Origin of the sequence: Microbacterium salsuginis, assembly GCF_012524205.1 — a bacterium.
GTDB lineage: Bacteria > Actinomycetota > Actinomycetes > Actinomycetales > Microbacteriaceae > Microbacterium > Microbacterium salsuginis.
Window position 1 is genome coordinate 83,391 of sequence record NZ_JABACI010000001.1, and the last position, 25,863, is coordinate 109,253.

The 25,863-nt window shown below is 71.0% G+C and carries 24 protein-coding genes and 1 tRNA gene; 7 read left to right on the forward strand and 18 right to left on the reverse strand.

Annotation, left to right across the window (positions count from 1 at the left end; all coding sequences use genetic code 11):
- Positions 1-13 precede the first annotated feature (13 nt).
- The 9 genes from HF576_RS00420 to HF576_RS00460 all read right to left on the reverse strand — a co-directional run bounded on the left by HF576_RS00420 (position 14) and on the right by HF576_RS00460 (position 7,535).
- Positions 14-87 (reverse strand) — tRNA-Leu (locus HF576_RS00420).
- Between the two features lie 65 nt (positions 88-152).
- Positions 153-1,574, reverse strand: coding sequence for an FAD-dependent oxidoreductase (locus HF576_RS00425; RefSeq protein WP_168912001.1), 1,422 nt, complete (start codon positions 1,572-1,574; stop codon positions 153-155).
- Between the two features lie 33 nt (positions 1,575-1,607).
- Complete coding sequence (locus HF576_RS00430) at positions 1,608-2,906, reverse strand: S8 family peptidase (protein WP_168910829.1); 1,299 nt, start codon at positions 2,904-2,906, stop codon at positions 1,608-1,610.
- Entirely contained in the window at positions 2,903-3,421 is a 519-nt protein-coding gene (locus HF576_RS00435) for a DUF501 domain-containing protein (RefSeq protein ID WP_168910830.1), read from the reverse strand. The genes HF576_RS00430 and HF576_RS00435 overlap by 4 nt, the downstream gene beginning before the upstream one ends.
- Positions 3,422-3,504: 83 nt before the next feature.
- Complete coding sequence (locus HF576_RS00440; RefSeq protein ID WP_343234130.1) at positions 3,505-4,047, reverse strand: FtsB family cell division protein; 543 nt, start codon at positions 4,045-4,047, stop codon at positions 3,505-3,507.
- A 29-nt stretch (positions 4,048-4,076) separates the two neighbouring features.
- Positions 4,077-5,357: a phosphopyruvate hydratase gene (gene eno, locus HF576_RS00445; RefSeq protein ID WP_168910831.1), complete on the reverse strand. Its 1,281-nt coding sequence runs from the start codon at positions 5,355-5,357 to the stop codon at positions 4,077-4,079.
- Between the two features lie 96 nt (positions 5,358-5,453).
- Positions 5,454-6,140: an O-methyltransferase gene (locus HF576_RS00450; protein ID WP_168910832.1), complete on the reverse strand. Its 687-nt coding sequence runs from the start codon at positions 6,138-6,140 to the stop codon at positions 5,454-5,456.
- Between the two features lie 31 nt (positions 6,141-6,171).
- Entirely contained in the window at positions 6,172-7,191 is a 1,020-nt protein-coding gene (locus tag HF576_RS00455) for a DUF1648 domain-containing protein (protein ID WP_168910833.1), read from the reverse strand.
- Positions 7,188-7,535: a GntR family transcriptional regulator gene (locus tag HF576_RS00460; RefSeq protein WP_168910834.1), complete on the reverse strand. Its 348-nt coding sequence runs from the start codon at positions 7,533-7,535 to the stop codon at positions 7,188-7,190. The genes HF576_RS00455 and HF576_RS00460 overlap by 4 nt, the downstream gene beginning before the upstream one ends.
- A 109-nt stretch (positions 7,536-7,644) precedes the next feature.
- Between HF576_RS00460 and HF576_RS00465 the strand changes: the two genes are divergently transcribed.
- Positions 7,645-8,121, forward strand: coding sequence for a DUF4442 domain-containing protein (locus tag HF576_RS00465; RefSeq protein WP_168910835.1), 477 nt, complete (start codon positions 7,645-7,647; stop codon positions 8,119-8,121).
- Positions 8,122-8,136: 15 nt separating this feature from the next.
- Here the strand turns inward: HF576_RS00465 and HF576_RS00470 are convergent, their stop codons facing one another.
- Positions 8,137-8,916, reverse strand: coding sequence for a helix-turn-helix domain-containing protein (locus tag HF576_RS00470; protein ID WP_168910836.1), 780 nt, complete (start codon positions 8,914-8,916; stop codon positions 8,137-8,139).
- Between the two features lie 87 nt (positions 8,917-9,003).
- On the opposite strand from HF576_RS00470, the gene HF576_RS00475 reads away from it, so the two are divergent.
- A complete protein-coding gene (locus tag HF576_RS00475) occupies positions 9,004-9,513 on the forward strand; it encodes a VOC family protein (RefSeq protein WP_168910837.1) in 510 nt (169 codons plus the stop codon).
- Positions 9,514-9,538: 25 nt separating this feature from the next.
- Here HF576_RS00475 and HF576_RS00480 read toward each other — a convergent pair whose 3' ends face one another.
- On the reverse strand, positions 9,539-10,342 hold the full coding sequence (locus HF576_RS00480; RefSeq protein ID WP_168910838.1) for an SGNH/GDSL hydrolase family protein: 804 nt from the start codon (positions 10,340-10,342) through the stop codon (positions 9,539-9,541).
- Positions 10,343-10,433: 91 nt separating this feature from the next.
- Positions 10,434-10,877, reverse strand: a complete 444-nt coding sequence (locus HF576_RS00485) for a YdeI/OmpD-associated family protein (RefSeq protein WP_168910839.1) — start codon at positions 10,875-10,877, stop codon at positions 10,434-10,436.
- 78 nt (positions 10,878-10,955) lie between these two features.
- Here HF576_RS00485 and HF576_RS00490 point away from each other — a divergent pair, with 78 nt between their 5' ends.
- A complete protein-coding gene (locus HF576_RS00490; RefSeq protein ID WP_168910840.1) occupies positions 10,956-12,203 on the forward strand; it encodes an APC family permease in 1,248 nt (415 codons plus the stop codon).
- On the opposite strand, the gene hisS is transcribed toward HF576_RS00490, so the two are convergent.
- Genes hisS through HF576_RS00505 form a run of 3 tightly spaced genes read right to left on the reverse strand, consistent with a single transcriptional unit; the run spans position 12,187 to position 15,387 of the window.
- Positions 12,187-13,467, reverse strand: coding sequence for a histidine--tRNA ligase (gene hisS / locus HF576_RS00495; RefSeq protein WP_240948658.1), 1,281 nt, complete (start codon positions 13,465-13,467; stop codon positions 12,187-12,189). The two genes, HF576_RS00490 and hisS, sit on opposite strands and share 17 nt — an antisense overlap.
- Positions 13,468-13,498: 31 nt before the next feature.
- Entirely contained in the window at positions 13,499-14,194 is a 696-nt protein-coding gene (locus tag HF576_RS00500) for a nucleoside triphosphate pyrophosphohydrolase (protein ID WP_168910842.1), read from the reverse strand.
- Positions 14,191-15,387, reverse strand: a complete 1,197-nt coding sequence (locus tag HF576_RS00505) for a Na+/H+ antiporter NhaA (protein WP_168910843.1) — start codon at positions 15,385-15,387, stop codon at positions 14,191-14,193. Before HF576_RS00505 ends, HF576_RS00500 begins: the two co-directional genes overlap by 4 nt.
- A gap of 176 nt (positions 15,388-15,563) precedes the next feature.
- On the opposite strand from HF576_RS00505, the gene HF576_RS00510 reads away from it, so the two are divergent.
- Positions 15,564-18,248, forward strand: a complete 2,685-nt coding sequence (locus tag HF576_RS00510) for a phosphoenolpyruvate carboxylase (RefSeq protein ID WP_168910844.1) — start codon at positions 15,564-15,566, stop codon at positions 18,246-18,248.
- A gap of 107 nt (positions 18,249-18,355) precedes the next feature.
- Complete coding sequence (locus tag HF576_RS00515) at positions 18,356-18,547, forward strand: hypothetical protein (protein WP_168910845.1); 192 nt, start codon at positions 18,356-18,358, stop codon at positions 18,545-18,547.
- Between the two features lie 12 nt (positions 18,548-18,559).
- On the opposite strand, the gene HF576_RS00520 is transcribed toward HF576_RS00515, so the two are convergent.
- Positions 18,560-19,159, reverse strand: a complete 600-nt coding sequence (locus tag HF576_RS00520; protein ID WP_168910846.1) for a gamma carbonic anhydrase family protein — start codon at positions 19,157-19,159, stop codon at positions 18,560-18,562.
- Positions 19,160-19,377: 218 nt separating this feature from the next.
- On the opposite strand from HF576_RS00520, the gene gdhA reads away from it, so the two are divergent.
- A complete protein-coding gene (gdhA, locus tag HF576_RS00525) occupies positions 19,378-20,736 on the forward strand; it encodes an NADP-specific glutamate dehydrogenase (protein WP_343234131.1) in 1,359 nt (452 codons plus the stop codon).
- Positions 20,737-20,769: 33 nt separating this feature from the next.
- Here gdhA and mfd read toward each other — a convergent pair whose 3' ends face one another.
- Positions 20,770-24,399: a transcription-repair coupling factor gene (gene mfd, locus HF576_RS00530; RefSeq protein WP_168910848.1), complete on the reverse strand. Its 3,630-nt coding sequence runs from the start codon at positions 24,397-24,399 to the stop codon at positions 20,770-20,772.
- Between the two features lie 80 nt (positions 24,400-24,479).
- Here mfd and HF576_RS00535 point away from each other — a divergent pair, with 80 nt between their 5' ends.
- Positions 24,480-25,184: a hypothetical protein gene (locus HF576_RS00535; protein ID WP_205834607.1), complete on the forward strand. Its 705-nt coding sequence runs from the start codon at positions 24,480-24,482 to the stop codon at positions 25,182-25,184.
- A gap of 29 nt (positions 25,185-25,213) precedes the next feature.
- Here the strand turns inward: HF576_RS00535 and pth are convergent, their stop codons facing one another.
- A complete protein-coding gene (gene pth / locus HF576_RS00540; protein ID WP_168910849.1) occupies positions 25,214-25,798 on the reverse strand; it encodes an aminoacyl-tRNA hydrolase in 585 nt (194 codons plus the stop codon).
- Positions 25,799-25,863 lie beyond the last annotated feature (65 nt).

The following is a 25,863-nucleotide window of genomic DNA, read 5'->3' on the forward strand; positions in this document are numbered from 1 at the left end:
GCCGCCGGACCCGTACCCCCGCTGGGACTCGAACCCAGACTGAAGCGATTTTAAGTCGCCTGCCTCTGCCGATTGGGCTACGGGGGCGCGGTCGAACCCCGGAGCGGGATCGACCGCCCTCAGGCTACCGTCAGACGCTGCAGGACGCGGTCTCAGCGGCTGGCCGACACCTTGTCTGCTTCGACCTTCTCGGGCTGATCCGCCTGCTTGCCGGCGCCGCGAGGCTCGGCCGGCGGAGTGACCGCGGGCTGAACCGGACGCGGGCGCGCCGCGAACTCCTCGAACACGTAGCGGGGGCTCTGCACGGTGGACAGGTTGACCAGGTCGCGACCGAGCCAGAAGTTGTTCCACCAGCCCCACAGCACACGCCACTTGCGCTCCCACGACGGCATCGCCAGGCCGTGGTAGCCGCGGTGGGCGAGCCACGCGATGGGTCCCGTGAGTGCGAGCTTGCCGGACTGGAAGACACCGACCCACAGGCCCAGGCCCGCGACGGCGCCCAGGTTCTTGTGGAAGTACTCGCGTGGCAGCTCGCCACGCAGCACCCCGACGAGGTTCTTTGCCAGCAGCTTGGCCTGGCGCACGGCGTGCTGCGCGTTGGGCACGCAGTAGCCGCCGACGCCCCCGCCGGACAGATCGGGCACGGCCGCCACATCACCCGCGGCCCACGCGCCCTCGACGATCTCGTCCTCGCTGCCCACCCGCAGGTCCGCGCGGGTGCGGATGCGGCCACGCTCCTCCACCGGAAGATCGCCGCCGCGCACCACGGTCGGGTTGGCCATCACACCCGCGGTCCAGATGATCAGATCCGTCGGCAGCACCTCACCGGTGGACAGCTCGACGTTGCCGTCGACCGCGCCGGTGACCTGCGTGTCGAGGTGGACCGACGCGCCGCGCTTGGCGAGATTCTTCAGCACCCACTCGCTCGTCTTCAGCGACACCTCGGGCATGATGCGGCCCATCGCCTCGATGAGGTGGAAGTGCGTGTCATCGAACGTGATCCCCGGGTAGCTCTTCACCAGTGACGAGGCCAGCGACCGCAGCTCGGCGAACACCTCGATACCGGCGAAACCGCCGCCGACCACGACGACCGTCAGCAGCCGGTCACGCTCGGGACCGGGAGGAAGCACCGAGGCCTTGTCGAAGTTCGACATCAGCTTGTCGCGGATCGCGACAGCCTCCTCGATCGTCTTGAGGCCGATCGCGTTGTCGGCGATGCCGGGGATCGGGAAGGTGCGCGAGACGGCACCGGCAGTCACCACGATCTGGTCGTATTCGAACTCATACGGCTCACCCGCGATGGGCGTGATCGTGGCGACCTTGCCGGCGTGATTGATGCCGGTGACCTTCGCGGCCACCACGTGCGTGCGCTTGAGGTGCCGACGCAGCGCCACCACGGAATGACGAGCCTCGATCGAGCCCGCCGCCACCTCCGGAAGGAAGGGCTGATACGTCATATACGGCAGCGGATCGACGATCGTCACGTCGGCCTCACCCTTGCGCAACTGCTTCTCGAGCTTCCAGGCAGTGTAGAAGCCTGCGTAGCCGCCACCGACGATAAGGATCTTGGGCACGGTGTTGGTCACGAGTGGAGAACTCCTCCTGTGTCAGCGGCTCGGCGTGCGGGACGCCAATCGGATGCGTCGGACAGCTGCGGTGACGCCGAGCGCCACCAGTATAGCCGCCGCTGTGGCGGCAGTGAGCGGCAGCGTGCCGTACAGCAGGGTGTCGGCATCGGGAAGCAACGGCGAGGACGCCCGCTCGGCCGGTTCGGCGGGCGGGAGCGCCGGAACATCCACGGTCGGCTCCGGCTCCGCCGGGCGCGGCTCGCTCTGCGCGCGACGATAGACCAGCACCCATTCCTCGAGGCTCCCCATCGGGTTCGAGTCCACCTTTGGCACCGACGCCGAGACCGCTGCCGCGGCATCCACCAGTCCGTTGCCGTACAGAAGTGGATCGGATTCCGTGGCACCGGCCGGCGGGCGCGCCGTGCGGACGATGCGATTGATCACGTTGTCGGCGTCGAGGTCGGGGTGCGCCGCGCGCACGAGTGCCGCGATGCCTGCGACGATCGGGGCCGCGCCGCTCGTGCCGTCCCACACGACGATCTGGCCGTCGGCCGAAACCCCCAGCAGCTCCTCGCTCGGTGCGGCCACGCCGATCGTGATGCCCTGTGTGGACGCGTCGACGCTCGCGTTGCCCTGCGGGTCGACACCGGCCACGGTCAGCACCCCCGGGATCGTGGCAGGGGCACCCACCCGGGTGGTGCCGCTCGCCCGGTTTCCGGCGGCGACGACCACCACGACGTCGTTCTCGAACGCGTAGAGGAACGCGTCGTCCCAGCTCTCGGGCCAGTCGGGCACGTTCGTCGTGAGCGACATGTTGATGATGTCGGCGCCATGGTCAACCGACCACCGGATCGCCTCGGCGATCTGGTCGGCGAAGGGACGCGTGGCCGTCGAGCCGAAGCCGACCGAGACCGACAGCAGCTGCGCCTCCGGCGCGACGCCGATCATGCCGGTGTCGGGACCGGTGCCCCGGCCCGCAGCGAGCGAGGCGACCCAGCTACCGTGGTCGGCGTCGACGGCCCCGACGGGAGTACGCCCGTCGTCCGAGCCGACACCCGATACGTCGGTGCCCCCGCTCACGGCTCCTGTGAACTCGACCGGGCCGCGCGCGATGCCCGTGTCGATGACGGCGATCGTGACGCCAGCACCGCGCGTGGTCTCCCACGCCTTCTCGATCCCGTAGTCCTCGAGCCAGTACTCCGCGGCGCGGACCGGGTCCTCGGCCGGCGGCGTCGGCGCGACCGCGGGCGGCGTCGACGCCTGCGCGGCCGCCGAAGGCGCCACCGCGAGGCTGAGCGCGAGTCCCGCGGCCGCCGCGGCGAGCAGGCGCCGTGTCATCCGGACGTTCCCGGCTGCGCGCACACGCAGCGCTGCGGCGACCACGTCGACATCGCCAGCGCGCGGTCGCCGATGGGGTTGACCCCGGGACCGGCCGCGAGGGCGTGTCCTGCCAGAGCGTGCAGGCATTTCACCCGCGTCGGCATGCCTCCCGCCGAGATCCCCGAGATCTCTTCGACCTCGCCGTACTCGGCGCGATCCCGCAGATACGCAGCGTGGGCCTGCGCATAGGCGACGGCGAGGTCCTCGTCGGCGGCGAGCTCATCGTTGAAGGCGCGCATGACGTGATCGGCTTCGAGCACGGACATGGCCGCCGTGGCCGCGGGATGCGTCAGGTAGTAGAACGTGGGGAAAGGGGTGCCGTCGGGCAGCCGGGGCGAGGTGGCCACCACCGTCGGGTTGCCGCACACGCAGCGCGCCGCAACGCCGATCACGCCTCTCGCGGGGCGGCCGAGCTGCTCGCGCAGCACGGCGAGGTCGGCCTCGCTGACCGCGGGGAACGGCGGGGTCGTCACAGGGGCCTCCAGGTCGCGGGGGTCGAGACAGTCGTGGTCAGAGTACCGGCGACGCCTGGGACGGCGCTGGACCGCGCCGCACGTCAGGGTGTCGGCGTGGAGCCGGGATCGGGGACGCCGACCGTGACCGGTGCGACGGTCTGCGCGAGGCCTGCCTCGGTCACCGACCGCACGAGCTGCGACATCCAGTCGGTCCGGGTCTGCTCGACGTCATCGCTCACGGGCGCCTGCTCCTGCGGCTCGAGCTCGGGAGGCAGATCGTCGTCGACGAGATAGATCACTTCGCCGGGCTTGACGTAGTACAGACGCTCGCGCGCCTGCGTGGTGATGTACGCGGGATCGTTCCAGCGCTCGCGCTGCGACTCGAGCTCTTCGACCTGATCGCGGCTGAGCTGCACCGCCGCCTCGAGCGCCGCGATCTGCTGCCGCTGATCGACGTACGTGCCGATCGTGGGCACCAGCACGAATGCGGCCAGGACGACCAGACCGAGCATGATGACCATGAAGCCCGACAGCCGGATGCCGCCGAGCCACTCCCGCACATCCACCGGTCGTCGCGGAGGGCGCTGCCGCGGCGGGCGCGCGGCACCGGCGGGACGGGAAGAGGGAGCCGTCGTGTTCGCCACGGCTCCCCCTCTCGTCATCCGTCGTCGCGTCAGCCCTTGTAGCGCGGGAAGGCGGCCCGGCCGATGAACGTCGCGGCGTCGCCCAGCTCTTCCTCGATGCGCAGAAGCTGATTGTATTTCGCGACGCGCTCGCTCCGGGCGGGCGCGCCGCTCTTGATCTGACCCGCGCCCGTTGCGACCACGAGGTCGGCGATGGTGGTGTCCTCGGTCTCGCCCGAACGGTGCGAGATCATCGCGGTGTAGCCGGCGCGGTGCGCCATGTCGACGGCGTCCAGCGTCTCGGACAGCGTGCCGATCTGGTTCACCTTGACGAGCAGCGAGTTGGCCACGCCACGAGCGATGCCGTCGGCCAGGCGTGTCGGGTTGGTGACGAACAGGTCGTCGCCGACGAGCTGGATCTTCGACCCGAGCGCGTCGGTGAGTGCCTTCCAGTTGTCCCAGTCGTCCTCGGCCAGCGCGTCCTCGATCGTGACGATCGGGTAGTCATTGACCAGGCCGACGTAGTACTCGGTGAGCTCTGCGGCCGTCCAGTCCTTGTCGTCCAGGCGGTACACGCCGTCGTTGAAGAACTCGGTCGCCGCGACGTCGAGACCCAGTGCGATCTCGGTGCCGGGTGTGAAGCCCGCCTTCTCGATCGCCTTCACGAGGAAGTCCAGGCCCTCGCGGTTGTTCGGCAGATCGGGGGCGAAGCCGCCTTCGTCGCCCAGGCCCGTCGCGAAGCCGGCGGCCTTCAGCTCGCCCTTGAGGACGTGGTAGACCTCGGTCCCCCACCGCAGCGACTCCGAGAACGTCTCGGCGCCGATCGGGGCCAGGAAGAACTCCTGCATGTCGATGCCGTTGTCGGCGTGCGATCCGCCGTTGATGACGTTGAAGAGCGGTACCGGGAGGACGTGCGCGTTGGGGCCGCCGAGGTAGCGGAACAGCGGCAGGTCGGCGGAGTCGGCGGCGGCCTTGGCGACGGCGAGCGAGACGCCCAGGATCGCGTTCGCGCCGGTGCGCGACTTGTTCTCGGTGCCGTCGGTCTCGATGAGGATCTCATCGATGACGCGCTGCTCGCTCGCCTCGACACCTTCGATCGCCGGGCCGAGCTCGTCGATGACGGCGGCGACGGCCTTCAGAACGCCCTTGCCGCCGTAGCGGCTCTTGTCGCCGTCACGAAGCTCGTACGCCTCGAAGGCGCCGGTGGACGCGCCGGAGGGAACGGCGGCGCGCTGGACGATTCCGTCGTCGAGCAGCACCTCCACTTCGACGGTCGGGTTTCCGCGCGAGTCGAGGATCTCGCGCGCGCCTACAGCCTCGATCAGTGCCACTGAGGGACTCCTTGCTTGTGGAGGGTGGTTCGTCGGAGCATCGTCGGTCCGCACCCGAGTCTAGTGATCCGCATGGCGCGGCCACAGGCATACAGGTCACACCACCAGCGCGATCGCGATCCCGTCGTAGCCCTTCGCATCGAGAGTCTGGATCGCTGTGGCGTCGAACCGCGGGTCCCGCCCGAGCATCTCGAGCCCGCGCTGCACGCCGATGATCTGCGCGCTCTCGGTCGCGGGGTTGGCCACCTCTCCCCCGCGGACGGTGTTGTCGACCACGACGACCGTTCCCGGGCGTCCGAGCCGCGCCGCCCAGTCGAGGTAGACGGTGTTGGACTCCTTGTCGGCGTCGATGAAGACCAGGTCGAACGGGTCGGAGCTTCCGCTCACGATCCCCTCGGCAAGCGTCGGCAGCACGTCGGCGCCGCGGCCCAGCCTGATCTCCACCTTCTGGCCGACGCCGGCTCGGTCGAGATTGGCGCGTGCGATGTCGGCGATGCGGGGCTCGGCCTCGATGGTCACCACGCGCCCGTCATCCGGGATCCCGCGCGCCAGCCAGATCGTGGAGTACGCGCCGAGTGTGCCGATCTCGAGCACGCGCTTCGCGCCACTCATGCGCGCGAGGAGGTGCAGGAGCTTGCCGTTGACGGGCGCCACCTCGATCGGCGGAAGGCCGGCGGCGTTCTGGTCGGCGACGGCCTGCTCGAGGTTCGGGTCGTGCCCGACGAGCGTGTCGGTCAGGTACGTGTCGACGCGTCGCCACACGTCAGGGGTCGGCTCGCTCATGAGCCCAGCCAACAAGCGGCGGGCGCCCCCGTCAAGGACGAGCCGCGGTCTCGCGTGCGGCGAGCGCCGACAGCACCGCCGCCCCCGTCGCCGCATCGTCGACGGTGACGACGAACGGACCGCCGCTGCGGCGAGCGACCTGGATCGCCTCGCCCCCTCGCAGCACGATCCCGAAGCGCCCGTCCAGACCCGAGCGGATCCCCCAGCCACCGAAGTCGGCCACCGGTGCCACATTCACGACAGAGACGCCGGCGACGTCCGCCGATGCCACGCCGAACCGGGGGAATCCGGCGATCGAGGTCACCCGCAGTCCCGCTTCTGACACCCGGACGCGGAAGACGCACGTCGTGGCGGACAGGATCGCGAACAGCACCGCGAGCGCGGTGAAGAGCCACCACAGCTCGCCGCCGGCCAGTCCGCTCGTGATCGCGAGCGCCGCCATGAGCAGCGTCACGCCGATGATCGCGATGATCGCGGGCCGCGCCATCGTCGCCGTGCGCAACCAGACCGCGCGCTCACCGGGCCCGAGGGCCAGCGCCGAGGCCGGCGTCGCCGCCGATCCGCCGCTGACGGCCACCGCCGGCTGCAGGAACCACGCGCTGATTCCGGTGATGATCCCCGCGCCGGCGGCGATCGCGAGCGGGATCAGGATGCTGGGCGCATCGGCGGCGTCGGCCAGTCCGCGCTGCACCGCGAGGGCGACGGTGATGAGCGTCGCGAGGAAGAACGACAGGCCGCAGCTCAGCGCACCCAGGAAGCGCAGCACCGGCCCCCACTCTCCCGATCGGCTCCCACCGGCCCCGATGCCCGCGAAGAGCCCGGCCAGTCCGTAGCCGAGGATCGCCGCCAGCAGCGGCGACGACCACGCGGGTCCGAACCGGTCCGGCGCGCCGCCCGGGCCCCAGTGGACGGCGATGCTGGCCGGCACGTCGCCCAGCCACATGATCATCAGCGCGACGGCGACCGACGTCATTGCGATCGGGATCCAGGTCGCGACGGCGAGGTAGGCGCGGCGGGCGCGGCGGACGTCGGCTGCGGATGTCGTGGTCATCGTTGCTCCTTCACGAGTGAGGCGAGTGTGTCGGCCGACAGGCCCAGCGCCTTCGCGCGGGCCGCGAGCGCTGCGATGTCGTCGTTCAGCTGCGAGAGCGGCAGCGCGGCGTCGGTCAGAACCGCTCCGCGCCCGCGCCGCATGTCGACCAGGCCCTCATCACGGAGGTCCTGGTAGGCACGCAGCACGGTGTGGAGATTCACGCCGAGCGCCTCGGCCACCTCCCGGGCCGACGGCAGCCGGTCACCAGGGCGCAGGCGGCCGGCTGCGGCATCCGCTCTCACCGAGGCGGCCACCTGCGCGAACAGCGGGTCATCGCTGGTCGGGTCGATTCGGATCAGCACGCGACTATTCTATAACAACTAGAACAGTTCCGGACAGCAACTCGCGTCGATTGTGGGTCGTCGACAACGGATTGGAATCCTCGCGTGCGAATGCGCCAGCATTCTGCGCATGCGCGTGACCCCTCGTCGTCTTGCCGTCGGAATGAGCCTGTGGGCCCCCAACCTGTGGAGCGGCATCCGCGTCCGCAGGTTCGCCGAGGACTGGACGAGCGCGACAGTCGAGCTGCACGTGAATCTGGTCACCCGCAACTACGTGAAGACCGCGTTCGGCGGATCGATGTCGGCCATGACCGATCCGTACTTCTTCATGCTCGTGATGCACCAGCTCGGCCGTGACTACGTCGTCTGGGACACCCGTGGCGAGATCGAGTTCGTCAAGCCGGGTCGCGGCGTGCTGACGGCGCATTTCGAGGTGCCTCGGGAGAAGGCCGAGGAGCTTCGTGAGCGAGCCCGCGGTGGCGCGAAGGTGCTCGAATGGTTCGAGACCGACATCACGGATGCCGAAGGGGACGTCGTCGCCCGCGTGCGTCGCGAGGTCTACGTGCGCGAGAAGAAGCGCGTCACGCAGGCGACGGGGAGCGCGTGAGCGCAGACCGCGAGATCACGTGGCGGCGCGATACTCGGACGGCGTGAGCCCGAGCACCGTGCGGAAGTCGTTCGCGAGGTGCGCCTGGTCGGCGTAGCCGAGCTCGGCGGCGACGTCTGCCAGCAGCACCCCGGCGTCCTCGCGCACGCGCTGCGCGGCCTCTTGCAGCCGCCGGCGACGGATCATCGCCGCGGGCGAAAGTCCTACCGCCCGATGCGCGAGACGCTGCAGCGTGCGCACCGAGACCCGCAGCTGCTCGGCCGCGTCCTCGACGCGCAGGATCCGGGGGTCGGTCATGAGCAGATCCGCCATGTCGTTCGCGAGGCGGCCTTCAGCACCGGGCGGCCCCGCCCGCCGGACGAGCCACGACGACACCACGAGTGTCGCCGCCTTCACGTCGGGCATCGCCGCCACGACGGCGGCATGCATCTCGGGTGCGTCCAACGCGACGAAAGCGTCGACCAGCTCGCTCGGCGATGACGCCAGGCGCGCGAGGGCCGCTGGGCGCAGCAGTGCTCCCACCGCCCAGCCGCTGCCCTTCAGCACGCGCTCGGACGCCCGTGTCGTCGCACCCCACAGAGTGACGCCGTCGGGTTCGACGGCCAGGTTGGCAGCCGGGTAGCCCAGGATCGGCTGACGCGTCTCGACGCCGTCCGGGAGGTCCCACTGCGGGACCCAGAACCACGAGACGAGACCGGATGCCTCTGCCTGCGGCGGAAGGCGCGTGAAGCGCGGCAGCCGGTCGGGGAAGAGCACGCCGCGGGAGGGATCGATCGCGTGCGAAGGGTCGGTCACGCCGCCCACGCTAGTGCGCGGCGCCGACGTCACAGGTTGTCGCGAATCTCCAAGCGCGCCGAGGAGGCCGCGGCGCACGATGAGGACATGACAGATGCAGAGAACACCACCGGCGTGACCGGTGCGCACACGACCGACGGGCGTCCGAACGCCGCGACGACGCTCACCCCGTTCCTCGCGATCCGCAACTCCAAGGCGGCTCTGGAGTTCTATCGCGATGTCTTCGGCGCGCGGGTCAGCGACGTGACCGAGTTCGACGGCGTCGTTGTCCATGCGGGCCTGGACTTCGGCCTCGGCCTGCTGCAGATCGGCGACCCGAGCCCCGCGTACGGCACCGTTCCGGCGCCGGAAGGCGATGACGACTGCTACTCGATCGGCATCTACGTGCCCGACGTCGACGCCGTCACCGCACGAGCCGTCGCCGCCGGAGCGACCGTGCGCGAGGAGCCCTCCACCTTCGTCTCGGGCGATCGCTTCGCCAGCATCCGCGATCCCTTCGGCGTGCGGTGGTCGATCATGACCCGCGTCGAGGACCTTTCGGAGGACGAGAGCGCGGCTCGCGTCGCCGAGTGGGCGGCCTCCGTCAGCACCGGCTGACCCGCTCCCCCGGCAGGCGTGGATGCTACGCCGTGGGCAGGACCTCCAGAGCGGCCGGCAGCAGCGCCTCGGCCGTGCGCCGGTAGCCGAGCGCGCTCGGGTGGAATCGATCCAGGCTGAACATCTCGTCGGGCTGGGTGATGAAGAACGGTCCCACCGCGCGCCGCAGCGACACCGCGCGCGCGCCGTGCCGCTCTGCCGCCCGCGCCTGCGCCTCGGCGAGCGCCCTCGACAGCCGCGAGCCGAGCGATCGGAGTGGTTGGGGCACCGGTCGCAGTGCGCCCAGGTCGGGACACGTTCCCACGACCACCCCGGCTCCCAGCGCCTGCAGCCGCACGACGGCGTCCTCGAGGTGCCCGACCGCGACCGGGATCGGCACACGGTGGGTGACGTCGTTCCCGCCGACGATGACCACGGCCACGTCGGGGCGATAGTCGTCGGGAAGGGTCGCCAGCTGCGCCGGCAGGAGGGACGACTCTGCCCCGACCATCGCCGCGGTCCGCAGCCGCACCGGCCGGTGCGCGGACCGGGCGAGCCCTTTCGCCAGTCGTGCCCCGAGCGTGTCCTTGCGTCGCTCGGCGCCGAGGCCTGCGGCGATGGAGTCGCCGAGCACCACCAGCTCGATCGGCGGGCCGTCGTAGCGCCGGCGCCAGACGCGATCGGCGTCCAGCGCCTCCTCCCCCAGCGGCTTGCCGATGCGGCGCCGGGCGACCGCAGCCTGTCGCCGCAGGACAGCGCGCGCCCCGATGAGCGCGACGCCCCCGCCGACGAGGACGCCGGCAGCGCCGATCACGACGCCGCGCGACCAGACGACGCGCGCACGAGCCATGCCGACATCCCACAACGGCCACGTGAACGGATGCCGTCACGCCGGTGACCGTTCTCCGACGCCGGTGGCCGCGCCGACCGCGCGGCCGTGCCTACGGGCCGGTCAGGTCCGCGACCACCGCGGCGATCCGGCGCTCGCGGGTCTCGGGTCGCTTGGCCTCGGCCACGCCGCGCGCGAGTTCCTTGCGGCGCGAGTACGACAGGGCCTCGAATGCCGCCCGCACGCCCGCTGCCGAATCGAGCGCCGCAGCGAGATCGTCGGGCACCTCGACCTCCCGCTCGGCGGTGTCGAGCGAGATCGTGGCATCCACGTCGTCGCCGATGTCCACGCCCAGCTGCGCGCGCACCGCCTTGGACAACCCGATCACGTTGCGGCCGTCCATCACCGCGAGCCGCACCCGCGCGGTGCGGCCGCCGATGTCCACGACGACCGCGGCGCGCTTGCCGCCGCCGAGCTCGTCCACCTGGGCGTCGGTCAGATCGATCGCGGTCGCCGGCCCGAACGGGGCCAGGACGGTATGGATACGCAGCGCCATCCAACGATCATGCCCGGCCGGGACGCACCCCCGCGACCCGGCACCATCGCCGTCACCGCGACCGGATAAGGTGCGCGCATGGCGTCTCCTTCGCTCCAGCGACGGCTCGGGCTGACCGATGCCGTCTTCATCGGCCTCGGTGCGATGATCGGCGCCGGCGTGTTCGCGGTGTGGGGGCCGGCAGCGGATGCCGCGGGCACCGGCTTGCTGATCGGCCTGGCGATCGCGGCCGTCGTCGCGTTCGGCAACGCCACGTCGTCGGCGCAGCTGGCGGCGGCGCACCCGACGTCGGGCGGCACGTACGCGTATGGCCGCGCCGAGCTCGGCCCGTGGTGGGGCTTCACCGCCGGCTGGGGCTTCGTGATCGGCAAGACGGCCAGCTGCGCGGCGATGGCACTGACCTTCGCGGCGTACGCGGCTCCGCCGGGGTGGGAACGGCCGGTCGCGCTCGCGACCGTCGCGGCGCTGACGATCGTGAACTGGTTCGGTGTCACCCGCACCGCCCAGGCCGCCCGCGTCATCGTGGTCGGGGTGCTGCTCACTCTGGCCGTGGGGGTGACGGCGAGCATCTCGGCCCCCGACGCACCCGGCTGGCTCACCGCGGGCACGCTCGGAGAAGGCGGCGTCTACGGCACGCTGCAGTCGGCGGGGCTGCTGTTCTTCGCGTTCGCCGGGTATGCGCGCATCGCGACGCTCGGCGAGGAGGTGCGCGACCCGCAGCGCCTCATCCCGCGCGCGATCGTCCTCGCGTTCCTCATCGCCCTCGCCGTGTACATCGCGGTCGCGGTCGCGGTGCTGGGTGCCCTCGGGCCGGCCGGCACCGCCGCATCCACCCAGCCGCTCGCGGACGCCGCGGCGGCGTCGGGCTGGGGATGGGTCGATCCCGTGGTCCGCGTCGGGGCGGCAGCGGCATCCCTCGGCGCCCTGCTGGCACTCATCGCCGGAGTGAGCCGCACGACGTTCGCGATGGCGCGCGAGCACGACCTGCCGGTGGCGCTGGCACGCGTGCATCCGCGCTGGCACGTGCCGCACCGTGCCGAGCTCGCCGTGGCGGCCGCCGTCCTGCTGCTGGTCGCGTTCGTCGACCTGCGTGGCGCGATCGGCTTCTCGTCCTTCGGGGTGCTGCTGTACTACCTCGTCGCGAACGTCGCGGCCTTCCGCCAGCGCGGCGGAGCGCGGCGCTACCCCGTCGCGCTCCAGGTGATCGGCGGCATCGGATGCCTCGTGCTCGCCGCGACCCTCCCGTGGCAGTCGGTCGCGGCAGGCGTGATCGTCGTCGCCGCCGGCATCGCCTATCGCGCGGTCCGGCTCAGGCGAGCGGCTTGACCTCGAGCGCCTCGCGCGTCGTATCGGCCGTGACCGGCGCGAACGCCGTGTAACCGTCGGAGGCTGCACGCTCGAGCAGCGCCTTGAGGTTCTTGGTGCGCTGCTCCAGCCGCACGCGCGACCCCTCCGCGATCAGCGCGGCCTTGAGCGCGAGAAGCTGCCCGTCGGGCACGTCGCGGTCGTGGACGAGCACCACCGCCGGGCTCGCGGCATCCGTCTGCCCTTCGACGAGGTCGACAAGACGCTCGAAGCCGATCGAGAATCCCACGGCGGGCACGTCCTGCCCGAGGAAGCGGCCGATCATGCCGTCGTAGCGGCCGCCGCCGCCCAGCGAGTACGTGACGGACGGGTGTGCGAGCTCGAAGATCGTGCCCGTGTAGTACCCCATGCCGCGCACCAGGAACGGGTCGAACACCAGCGGGATGTCGCCGGGGATCGCGGCTTCGGCGCCGTCGGTCGTCCGCGCCGCGGCGACGGCTTCGCCGATGCCGACGAGGTGGGCGACGATGTCGTCGGGGGCGCCCTCGGGGAGCGCCTTGCGGATCTGCCGCTCGCCGTACGCGTTGTACTCGAGGGTCTGCGGGCGGTGCAGGAAAGCATCGAAAACGTCCACGGCTGCGGGGGTCGCGCCGCGCTCGCGCAGCTCGGCGACGATGCCCGCCGGCCCCAGCTTGTCGAGCTTGTCGATCGTGATGAGAACGCCCGGCCGCTCCTCGACGAGGAATCCGAGGCTGTCGAGCATCCAGTCCAGCACGCGCCGGTCGTTGATGCGCACGCTGCCGCCCTCGAGTCCGAGCGTGTCGAGCGTGTCGAGCGTCGCGACGATGAGCTCGGCCTCGGCGCGGGACGAGGCATCCCCGATCATGTCGATGTCGCACTGCATGAACTGGCGGTAGCGGCCCTTCTGGGGTCGCTCCGCGCGCCACACCGGAGCGATCTGGATCGAGCGGAAGACCGGCGGCAGCTGCCCGCGGTTTGTCGCATAGAACCGCGCGAGCGGCACGGTCAGGTCGTAGCGAAGTCCCAGATCGGTGAGCTCGGACGGATCGTCGGCGGCTGCCCGGATCGCGTCGGCGTCGAGGCCGCGCTTGAGCACGTTGTACGCGAGCTTCTCGTTGTCGCCGCCGATGCCGGCGTGCAGGCGGCCGTGCTCCTCCATCACCGGGGTCTCGATCTCGTCGAACCCGTGCGCGCGATAGCGCTCGCGGATCACGGCGAGCACGCGCTCGCGACGGGCCTTTTCAGCGGGGAGGAAGTCGCGCATGCCGCGCGGCGGATTGACGGATGCCACGCAGCTATCCTTCCAGGTCGGCCGGGGTGCGCTCGGCCGACCGGATCTCCTCCTCGAGCTTTCGCAGACGCTCCCGCAGTGCGCGCTCGGCATCCCATCCGTTCGCCCGCGCCGTGGTCACGAGCTTCAGGAGCGCGTCGCCCAGCGCGGCCTCCGATGTCGGCGCGGCGCGTTTCGTCTCGTCCCTGCGCTCCTCGCTCAACGACCGGGGGGTCGGGACGTCGACCTGGGCCGCCTTGCCGATGAGCTTCTGGGCGAGCGCGAGCGACGGCATCCGCTCGCTCACGCCGTCGAGGACGCTCGTGCGTTCGCTCTTCTCGGCCGCCTTCGCGGCGTTCCAGTGCACGAGCACCTCTTCGGGCGTCGTCGCGACCGCATCACCGAAGACATGCGGATGCCGCCGCACCATCTTGTCGGTGAGCCCGCGTGCGACGTCGTCGATGTCGAACGGATCGTCGGGGTCCCGGGAGGCGATCTCGGCGTGGAAGAGCACCTGCCACAGCAGGTCGCCCAGCTCCTCGCGCAGCTCGGCGCGCGAACCCTCCTCGACGGCGTCGATGAGCTCGGCGCTCTCTTCGACCAGGTACGGCACGAGCGCGCGGTGATCGATCTGCTGCGTCCACACGCACCGGTCTCGCACCGCCCGCATCGTGTCTGCCGCCTCGCGCAGGGCGTCGGGGCGACCGGCGATCTCCGTCATGCGATCTGACCCTTCTGGTCGTCCATGCGCGGCAGCTCGTCACCGCGCGAAGAGGGATCGATCCGGCGGTAGTGGCGCGCGCGCAGCGCGACGAGGACCGCTGCCAGGACGATCGAGATCACCGAGCCGCCGAGGACGCCCAGCGTCGCCTCGTCGCGGACCAGCGGGGCACCGGCGAAAGCGAGCTCGGAGAGCAGGAGCGACACGGTGAAGCCGATGCCGCCGAGTGCGCCGGCGGCGAGAAGGTCGGCGAACGACAGATGCGGGGCCGCGCCGCGATTCCCGATGCGCAGCGAGATCCAGCCGGCGATCGAGATGCCGATGATCTTGCCGACGGGCAATGCCACCAGGATGCCCCAGAACGCCGGCGAGAGCTGCGACGGCGAGACGGCCGGGATGACGACGAGCGCCGCCGAGAACGCGAACAGCGGCAGGACGATCCCGTTCACCCAGGGCTCCAGCTCATGACGCGCGCGCAGTGCGGGCTGCTGTGCCATCGCCAGCCCCAGAGCAACGCCCGCGATGGTCGCGTGAACGCCCGACAGGTAGACGAGCACCCACGCGGTGACAGCGAGGACGATCAGGATGATCGCGATCGGAATGCGACCACGCGTATCGAGCTGACGGCTGAGGATCCCGAAGACGATCACCGTCACTCCGGCCAGGGCGAGCAGGCCGACATTGACGTCGTCGGTGAAGAGAACGGCGATGAACACGATGCCGACGATGTCGTCGAGGATGGCCAGGGCCAGCAGGAAGATCCGGATGCCGGAGGGCAGGCCCTTGCCGAAGACGGCGAGAACACCCAGCGCGAATGCGATGTCGGTCGCGGTGGGAATGGGCCAGCCGTCGGAGGCATCGGATCCGGCCGCAAAGAGAAGGAAGACGGCGATCGGGACGAGCACGCCGCCCGCCGCCGCGATCGCGGGCTGGAGGGCCTTGCGGGCCGAGTTCAGCTCGCCGTTGGTGAGTTCGAACTGCAGCTCGACCGCCACGATGAAGAAGAAGACGGCGAGAAGACCGTCCTGCACCCAATGCCCGACGGACATCTCGAAGACGCCGGGGATGCCCACGTAGGCGTCCTTCACGGCCGCGATCCCTGGCCCGGCCGGAGAGTTGGCGAGAATGAGGGCGAGAACCGCTGAGACCAGGAGGATGATCGCTGGAAAGCGGGCGGAGCGGAGCAGGGACACACGGGTCCTTTCGTCAGGGGCGGCAGATCGCGCCGCAGCGCGTCGCCGACCAGACTTCCCGGCACACCAGTCCCGAGAGTCTACCGAGATCCGCTCCGATCCTGCCCGCACGTGCCCGGCCGTCACACAGCGACCGCCGTGTCAACGGCGGATGGTCGCGCCGTTAGCCTGGACGGATGCGCGAACTCACCCACACCGAAGCGATCGACGTCGTCGGACGATTCGAGGCGGAGCAGGAGATTCCGGAGCGAATGCGGGCCGACGTGCGCATGCTCGGCACCCTGCTCGGGCGCGTTCTGCGCGAGAGCGGATCGCCCGGCCTGTACGAGGACGTCGAACGGCTGCGCATCGCGACGATCCAGGCCTACACCGACGAGACGCCTGAGGCGTTCGCGCGCGCGGCCGCGATCGCCGACTCGTTCACGATCGAGCGGGCCGACGAGGTCGCCCGCGCGTTCACCGCGTACTTCCACCTGGTCAACCTCGCCGAGGAGCACCAGCGCGTGCGCATCCTGCGCGAGCGGGACGGCCGCCCCGACCGCGAGCGCGCCACCGACTCCGTCGCGGCGGCGTTCATGCGCCTGGCCGGCGAGGTCGGCGACGACACCGCGCTCGCGCACCTTCAGAGCATGCGCTTCCACCCGGTCTTCACCGCGCACCCCACCGAGGCCCGCCGCCGCGCCGTCTCGTCCAGCATCCGTCGGCTGGCCGCACTGCTCGAAGAGCACGACTCGTCGCTTCGCAACGGTGCGGATGAGCGGCGCGCCGAGCGGCGCATGATCGAAGAGGTCGACACGCTGTGGCGCACCGCGCCGCTGCGCCCCGAGAAGCCCTCGCCCGTGGACGAGGTTCGCGCCGTGATGGCGGTCTTCGACGAGACGCTGTACACGGCGGTCCCGCACGTCTACCGTCGCGTCGACGACGCGCTGCAGGGCCCGGCCGCCGGAGGGCGCGCCCCCGTGGTGCGGCCGTTCGTGCGCGTCGGCTCGTGGGTCGGCGGCGACCGGGACGGCAACCCCTTCGTGACGGCATCCGTCACCCGCAAGGCGGCGAAGATCGCCAGCGAGCACGTGCTGCTCGGGCTCGAGCGCACCACCAGCCGCATCGGACGCACGCTGACGCTCGACGCCACGACCACGCCCCCGAGCCCGGCGCTGCTCGCGCTGTGGCAGCGACTGAAAGCCGCCGACGAGGAAGCCGCGAAAGAGATCGCCAAGCGCTCGCCCGACGAACCGCACCGGCGCATCCTGCTGCTCATCGCGCGCCGGATCGAGGCGACGCGCGAGCGCAACGCCGACCTGGCGTACCGGGATCCCGAGCAGCTGCTCGCCGACCTGCGGGTCGTCCAGGACTCGCTCGTCCAGGCCGGCGCCCCGCGCCAAGCCTACGGGCACCTGCAGCAGCTGCTGTGGCAGGTCGAGACCTACGGCTTCCACCTCACCGAGCTCGAGGTGCGCCAGCACTCCGCGGTCCACGCGAAGGTGCTCGCGGAACTGGATGCCGCGGCCTCCAGCGGCGCACCGCTCAGCGAGCTCGCAGAAGAGGTGCTCGACGTCATCCGCACGATCGCGTTCCTGCAGGAGCGCTACGGTCCGCGCGCGGCCGGGCGGTACATCGTCTCCTTCACGCAGTCGGCCGACGACCTCGCCGCCGTGCACCGCCTGGCACGCCACGCGGTCGGGCCGGACGGCACGCCCCCCGTCCTCGACGTCGTGCCGCTGTTCGAGACGTTCGCCGACCTTCAGGCCGCGCCCGGCATCCTCGCCGAGATCGTCGAGCATCCCGAGTTCGCGGCCCGTCTGGATGCGACCGGCCGTCGCCTCGAGGTCATGCTCGGCTACTCCGACTCGTCGAAGGACGTCGGCCCGGTCGCAGCGAATCTCGCGCTCTACCAGGCGCAGGCGGCCATCTCGGCGTGGGCGCGAGAGAACGGGATCGAGCTGACGCTCTTCCACGGCCGCGGCGGCGCCCTGGGGCGTGGCGGCGGACCTGCGAACTCGGCGATCCTCGCACAGCCGCCGCATTCGGTGGACGGGCGGTTCAAGCTCACCGAGCAAGGCGAGGTCATCTTCGCCCGCTACGGCGACCCCGCGATCGCCATGCGCCACATCGACCAGGTCGCCGCGGCGATCCTGCTCGCCTCGGCGCCCTCGAACGAAGAGCGCAACCGCGCCGCTGCCGAGCGCTACGCGGACGTGGCGGCGACGATGGATGCGGCATCCCGCGAGCGCTTCTTCGCCCTCGTGAAGGCGCCCGGCTTCGCTTCGTGGTTCGCACGCGTCACGCCCATGGAGGAGATCGGGCTGCTCGCGCTCGGCTCGCGCCCCGCGCGGCGCGGGCTCTCGGTCGAGTCGCTCGAGGACCTGCGCGCGATCCCGTGGGTTTTCGCGTGGACGCAGGCACGCATCAATCTCGCCGGCTGGTTCGGCCTGGGCACCGCACTCGAAGCCGTCGGCGACGAGCCGCTGCTGCAGCGTGCGTACGAGGAATGGCCTCTCTTCCGCACCCTGGTCGACAACGTCGCGATGAGCCTCGCGAAGGCCGACGACCGGATCGCGCGGCACTACCTCGAGCTCGGCGACCGCGAGGATCTCGCGGCGCTCGTGCGCGACGAGATGGCGCTCACCCGGTCGTGGGTCATCCGCGTCACCGGCGGCACGGAGCTGCTCGGCAACAAGCCCGTGCTGCAGCGCGCGGTCAAGATGCGCAGTCCGTACGTCGACGCGCTGTCGCTGCTGCAGCTGCGGGCCCTGCGCGCGCTGCGCGACACGCCCCAGGACGCCCCGGTCGACCCCGAGCAGCAGCGGCTGCTGCTGCTGTCGGTCTCGGGGGTCGCCGCCGGCCTGCAGAACACCGGCTGATCAGAACACCGCTGATCAGAACACCGGCTGATCCGAGCCCGCTGAGCGTCCGCGCCGACACGCGCGTCGCTGCCGCGTCTGTCGGCGGCCGGGGTTACCGTCGGCGCATGGGCAGAGCAGGAGATGACGCGACGCTGACGCTCGCGATCGACGTGTGCCCGGTGTGCGCGTCGTCGGAAGTCCGCATCGCCGAAGAGTGGTTCGTGCTGGAGTTCGACCGCGGCGACGAGCTGCGCCACCGGGAGACGGACGCCGCCCCGCAGTTCGGCTGCCGCGACTGCGGCGCGGACTGGAGCTGAGGGTCGATCGCGTCAGTCCACGCGGCGATCGTCCGCGTGCCGCGCGAGACTCCGGCCGTATCGCTCGGTGAGCTGCACCATGAGATCGGGCGTCTCGCGATCGAGGCCGAAGACGTAACCCGGAAAGTCGAGCTCGCGCTGCGCCGCCCAGATCTCGTCGTGGCGCTCAGGAGGCAGGATCTGCACCGGATCCCCCACCGCGACCCAGCCGATCGGCACCGTCGTCTCTGGGGCGAGCGTCGTGCGCAGGTGGACGACGCCATTGATGCGCACTTCGCTGCGTCTGCCGATCCTGGCGCCGTTGAAGACGCGCGTGCCGGTCGCGAGGAACACCTCGTCCTCGATGACGGCGCCCGAAACGCTCGCCATCGGGCCGATCAGCACGTGGTCGCCGACATGCACGGGGTTGGTCGCCGTCGCACGGACGAGCGCGTTCTCCATCACGATCACGTTCGCGCCCAGAGTGATCGGGCCACCCTCCGCGGTGATCACGGCGCCGTGCAGGATCTGGCAGTCGGCGCCGATCTCGACGTCGCCGCTGATGACCGCCGTCGCCGCGACGACGGCATCGGGATGGATGCGGGGCTGGGCCCCGAGGTGCTCGAATCGCATCGGTCCTCCTGATCGGCGCCAGCGTAGCGCGGCCCGGCGCCCTCGCGTCACACACCCGAGCGGGCGGGTTAGGCTGGAGTCTCCCCTCCGAGCTGCTGCGCGTTCTGCGCATGCCACCGGCCCCCACGCAGATCCGCGTCCGGCCGGATGCCCCGCGAACCCGCGGGTGCGGGCCGCCGGCCGGGGAATCCCCTGGCTCCGGCAAGAAAGCTCCACCCGTGACCGAAACACTCGTCGCTCTGCCCCCCGTCGTCCGCGACGTCTACGCCACCGTCCTGGCCCGCAACCCTCACGAGCCCGAGTTCCAGCAGGCCGTGCACGAAGTGCTCGAATCGATCGCCCCCGTGCTGGACGCGCACCCGCAGTTCGTCGACGGGGGCATCGTGGAGCGACTCGTCGAGCCCGAGCGGCAGATCCTCTTCCGGGTGCCGTGGGTCGACGACCGCGGCCGGCTGCAGGTCAACCGCGGCTTCCGCGTGCAGTTCTCGTCGGTGCTCGGCCCGTACAAGGGCGGGCTGCGTTTCCACCCGAGCGTCAACCTGTCGATCGTCAAGTTCCTCGGCTTCGAGCAGATCTTCAAGAACGCCCTGACCGGTCAGGGAATCGGCGGCGCCAAGGGCGGTAGCGACTTCGATCCGCACGGCAAGTCCGATGCCGAGGTCATGCGCTTCTGCCAGTCGTTCATGAACGAGCTCTACCGCCACCTCGGCGAGCACACCGACGTGCCCGCCGGCGACATCGGCGTAGGCGCACGCGAGATCGGATACCTCTTCGGGCAGTACCGCAAGATCACCAACCGCCATGAGTCGGGCATGTTCACCGGCAAGGGCGTGCAGTGGGGCGGCGCCGAAGTCCGCACCGAGGCCACCGGCTACGGCGCGGTGTTCTTCGTCCAGGAGATGCTCGCGATGCGCGGCTCCTCGCTCGAGGGCACGCGGGTCGGTGTCTCCGGCTCGGGCAATGTCGCCATCTACGCGATCAAGAAGGCGTGGCAACTGGGCGGCACGCCGGTGACGGCGTCCGACTCGTCCGGATACGTCGTGGACGACGCGGGCATCGATGTCGACCTGCTGCGCGAGATCAAAGAGGTCGAGCGCGCCCGCATCGCGGAGTACGCGGCGCGCCGCCCGGGTGCGCGCTTCGTCGAGGGCGGGCGCCCGTGGGAGGTCCCGGTCGACATCGCGATCCCATCGGCCACGCAGAACGAACTCGACGAGGACGACGCCCGCACTCTCATCGGCAACGGCGTGCGTGCCGTCGCCGAGGGCGCGAACATGCCGTCGACCCCCGGCGCGGTGGCCGCGTTCCAGGAAGCGGACGTGCTGTTCGGGCCGGGCAAGGCGGCCAACGCGGGCGGCGTCGCGACGTCGGCGCTCGAGATGAGCCAGAACGCCGCGCGCCAGCGCTGGAGCTTCGACGACAGCGAGGCCAAACTGCGGTCGATCATGAAGGACGTCCACGACGCGGCGTTCGACGCCGCCGCGCGCTACGGGCGCCCCGGAGACTACGTCGTGGGGGCGAACTCGGCCGGGTTCGAGCGGGTGGCGCACGCGATGCTCGCGCAGGGCGTCATCTGACCGACCCTCCGCGACAGTGGTGCGGGTGCGCCGTCAGGCCGGGTCCGACACCGCCACGTCGGTCGTGACGGGCCACAGCTGGTCGAGCAGCTGCCCGACCCACGCGATGAGGTCGGCATCCGACACGCGCTCGCCCGCGGCCGTCGGCAGCGGCACCACGACGGCTTCGCCCCCCGACAGCAGCTTGGCCTTGGGGTAGAGGCGCTGCAGTCGCACCCGCATCGAGTCGGGCAGATTCGCGGGCGCGATGCGCAGGTTCGGGCCCATCGCCACGACATCGGCGAGCCCGGCCTGCCCGGCGCGACGACGCAGGCGGGCGACCGCGAGCAGCCCCTCGACGTCGGCCGGAGGCTCGCCGTACCGGTCGGTGAGCTCGTCCACGACGAGGTCGAGAGCGTCGTCCTTGGCCGACGCGGATGCCGCGGCCGAGAGCTTCTGGTACGCCTCGAGGCGGAGCCGCTCGCTGTCGATGTACGACTCGGGGATCCGCGCCTGGACCGGCAGCTCCAGCCGCAGCTCGGTCGGGCCCTCGGCCTCTTCGCCGCGGAACGTCGCGACCGCCTCGCCGATCATGCGCAGATAGAGGTCGAAGCCGACCCCGGCGATATGCCCGGCCTGCTCGGCGCCCAGCAGATTGCCCGCACCGCGCAGCTCGAGGTCCTTCAGGGCGACCTGCATGCCGGAGCCGAGATCGTTGTTCACAGCGATGGTCTCGAGTCGATCGGCCGCGGTCTCGCTGAGCGGCTTCTGCTCGTCGTAGAGGAAGTACGCGTATGCGCGCTCGCGCGCGCGGCCCACGCGGCCGCGCAGCTGATGCAGCTGCGAGAGCCCGTACTTGTCGGCCCGGTCGATGATGATCGTGTTCGCGTTGGAGATGTCCAGGCCCGTCTCGACGATCGTGGTGCACACGAGGACGTCGAAGCGACGCTCCCAGAACGCATCGACGACCTCCTCGAGCGCGTGCTCCCCCATCTGCCCGTGGGCGACGGCGATGCGCGCCTCGGGGATCAGCTCCGCCAGCTGCGCCGCGACCCGCTGGATCGACGACACGCGGTTGTGAACGAAGAACACCTGGCCCTCGCGCAGCAGCTCGCGGCGGATCGCCGCGGCGATCTGCTTGTCGTTGCGCGGGCCGACATACGACAGGATCGGATGCCGGTCCTCCGGTGGCGTCTGCAGCGTCGACATCTCGCGGATGCCGGTGACGGCCATCTCGAGCGTGCGCGGAATCGGCGTCGCGCTCATGGCGAGGATGTCGACGTTGGTCTTGAGCTTCTTCAGCTGGTCCTTGTGCTCGACGCCGAACCGCTGCTCCTCGTCGATGATCATGAGGCCGAGGTCCTTGAAGAGCACCTTCTCGGTGAGGATCCGGTGCGTGCCGATCACCATGTCGATGGTCCCGTCGGCCAGCCCGGCGACCACCTCGCGGGCCTGCTTGTCGGTCTGGAACCGCGAGAGCGCCTTCACCTTGACCGGGAAGCCGGCGAAGCGCTCGGTGAAGGTCTCGAGGTGCTGCTTGACGAGCAGCGTCGTGGGGACGAGCATGGCGACCTGCTTGCCGTCCTGGATCGCCTTGAACGCGGCGCGGACGGCGACCTCGGTCTTGCCGAATCCGACGTCGCCCGACAGCAGCCGGTCCATCGGGATCGGCTTCTCCATGTCGGCCTTGATCTCGTCGATCGTCTGCAGCTGGTCGGGCGTCTCGGCGAACGGGAACGCCTCCTCGAGCTCGCGCTGCCACGGTGTATCGGGGCCGAACGCATAGCCCTTGGCCGCCATGCGGGCGGAATAGAGCTTCACGAGCTCGACGGCGATGTCGCGCACCGCGCGGCGCGCCTTGCTCTTGGCCTGCGCCCAGTCGCTGCCGCCCATCTTCGACAGCGTGGGCGCCTCGCCGCCGACGTAGCGCGAGAGCAGGTCGAGCTGGTCGGTGGGCACGAAGAGCTTGTCGCCCGGATAGCCGCGCTTGGACGGCGCGTATTCGAGCACCAGATATTCGCGCACGCTCTTGACCGGGTTGCGCCCGCCACTGGACACCTCGCGCTGCGTCAGCTCGACGAACTTGCCGATGCCGTGCGTCGCGTGCACGACGTAGTCGCCGTTCTTCAGCTGCAGCGGGTCGACGACCGCCTTGCGACGCGACGCGAGCTTCTTCACCACGCGCTGGTCGCCGCCGATGGTGCGGCCGTAGAACTCCGACTCGGTGAGCACGGCGAGCTTGGCATCCGGCACTTCGAAGCCACGCTCGAGCACCGAGACGACGAGGTGGGCGACACCCGGCTCGGGCGCTCCGAGCACGTCGTCGACGCGACGCGCCGCGATCCCCCGCTCGGCGAGGACGTCGCGCGCGCGCTCGACGAGACCGGTTCCGGATGCCGCGACCACGACGCGCCATCCGTCGGCCAGCAGCGCGCCGACGTGCTCCGTCGCGCCCTCGACGTTCCCGTGGAACGACGGCACGGCGGTTCCCGGCACGCGGATCGTCGTCGCCGCCTGAAGGGCGACGTCGATGTCGTCATCGACCGCGGACTCCAGCAGGCCCTCGGCCGCGGCATCCGCCTCTCCGGAATCGAAGGCGCTCAGCGTCCACCAGACTCCGCCACGATCGCGCGTCGCCTCGCGCAGACGCGGAAGCGTGAGGAAGTCTCCGGCGCCCAGGTCGACGGGCGTCGACACGCCGGCCGTCGCGGCGCTCCACGCCGCGTCGAGGAACTCGCGATTCGTGTCGCCGAGGGTGATCGCACGGGTCACGGCGCGCTCTGGGTCAGCCAGAGCGACCGCAGCCGACTCGGGCAGATAGTCGACGAGGGTCACGAGCCGGTCGACGACTGCCGGAAGCAGGGACTCCATGCCCTCGACCGGGATGCCCTCGCCCATCTTCTCGAGCATCCCCGCCAGGCCTGGAAACTCGTCCCGGAGCTCGCGAGCGCGTGACCGGACGGCATCCGTCAGCAGCAGCTCACGACTGGCGAGCAGGGTGACCTCGGCGACATCGCCGGGCAGCGAACGCTGATCGGCGACCGAGAACGCGCGGATCTGGTCCACCTCGTCGCCGAAGAACTCGACGCGGTACGGGTGCGCGGCCGTCGGGGGGAAGACGTCGAGGATGCCGCCGCGCAGGGCGAACTCGCCGCGTCGCGAGACCATGTCGACGCGGTGATACGCGAGCTCGACCAGACGTGCCGCGACCTCGCCGAGGTCGTGCCCCCGGCCCCCCGCCACCAGCTCGACCGGCGCGACATCGGTCAGCCCCGCGGCAAGCGGCTGGATCGCACCGCGTACGGAGGCCGTGACCACGAGAGGAGTCGACGCATCCCATCGCGCGATCCGCGTGAGGACCTCGAGCCGCGTGCCGACGGTCTCGGCGCTCGGACTCAGGCGCTCGTGGGGAAGGGTCTCCCACGCCGGAAAGTGCAGCACCTCGGCACCGGGGAGCAGTGCACCCAGGGCGGGGCCCAGCGATTCGGCACGGCGCCCCGTGGGGGCCACCAGCAGCACCACCGGCGGCTTGCCGGCCGCGCGCCGCCGTTCGACCAGTGCGGCGAGCAGCGGTGCGCTCAGACCCTCGACGAGCGAGAAATCCGCGTCGACCGATGCCGCGGCGACCGCGTCCCGGAATGGTTCAGCCTGCTCGAGGGCGCGCACGATCCCGGGAACTGTCACCGCACGAGTCTACGTCGCACCACCGACACCGGGCTCCGCCGCCCCTCGTCGCGTCGGGCTCGCCTCCTAGGATGAGACGCGTGAGCGACCCCACCGAGCCTGCGCCCGCCGCCCCGAATCAGGGCGCCTCTGCGAATGAGGGCGCCTCCGCGACGCACGAGCAGGGCGATGAGCGGAACGTCGCCCCGCACGCGGCGCCTGATTCCGCGTCGCACGGCGGCTGGGCAGCTCCTTCCGCCCCACCCTTCGGCGTGCCGGCGGCACCGAACCAGCCCGGCGGCGCCACCGCCACGGCCCGATTCGCACCCCCGGCGGGCTACGCGGCGCCTGCCGGATACCCGGCGGCGGCCGGCTACCCCGGCGCGGGCGCGCAGTACGCCACGGGCGCACCGGCCACCCGCGGCCGCGCGCTCGGCACCGTCGCACTCGTGCTCGCGCTCCTGGCCACGGTCGGGGCGAGCCTGCTCGCGGCAATCGCCTCATTCAATATCGGGCTCGGCACGGGGCGTCAGATCGCGATGGGCGCTCTCGGCACCGATTTCGACTGGTCGATCCTGACCCCGGTGCGCGACTGGGTCCTCATGGGAGAGATCGCGTTCTGGGCCGGCACGGTGATCGGCATCTGGGCCCTCGTCCAGGGGATCGTCGCCATCGCCACACGCCGCGGCCGGGGTGCCGGCATCGCGGCCGTCGTGATCGCAGCTGTCGGACCCGTGATCTTCGGCGCCGTCGTGCAGGGATTCCTCACCACCGGTTTCGCCGCCGGAAGCGGCATCGGCGGCTGATCCGGGCGAGCAACCCGCCCGCTGACTCGTCACACCCGCGGAGCGTGGTGCTTCTGCTGCGCGGCCAGCAGCCCTTCGTCGACGAGCTGTTCGACGGCATCGGCGGCGTCCCCGACGAGGATCGGCAGGTTCTTGCGCTCGGCCGCACCGAACGGGTCGAGCACCCAGTCGGCCGGATCCTGCCGGCCGGTGGGCCGCCCGATGCCCACGCGTACGCGTGCGAACTCGCCCGAGTCGAGCGCCTTCGCCACGTCGCGCACGCCGTTGTGACCGCCGTGCCCACCGCCGGTCTTGAGCTTGATCGTGTCGAACGGGATGTCGAGCTCGTCGTGCACGATCACCACGTGGGCAGGCTCGACACCGTAGAACTTCGCCAGGCCGGCGACCGGCCCGCCCGAGACGTTCATGAACGTGTTGGGCTTGGCGAGGATGAGCTTCGCCCCTCCGGGACGCAGCCAGGTCTCCACGACGCGGGCGTTCGCCTTGTGCGCACGGAAGGTCTCGCCGCGCCGCGCGGCGAGTTCGTCCACGACGAGCTGCCCCACGTTGTGGCGAGTCAGTTCGTAGCGGGGGCCGGGATTGCCCAGTCCCACGATCAGCCAGACCTGTGCCATGTCTCCATCCTGCCCGACCGGGGCGATCGCGACCGCCCCGGCGAGACGAACGAGGGGGCGCGGTG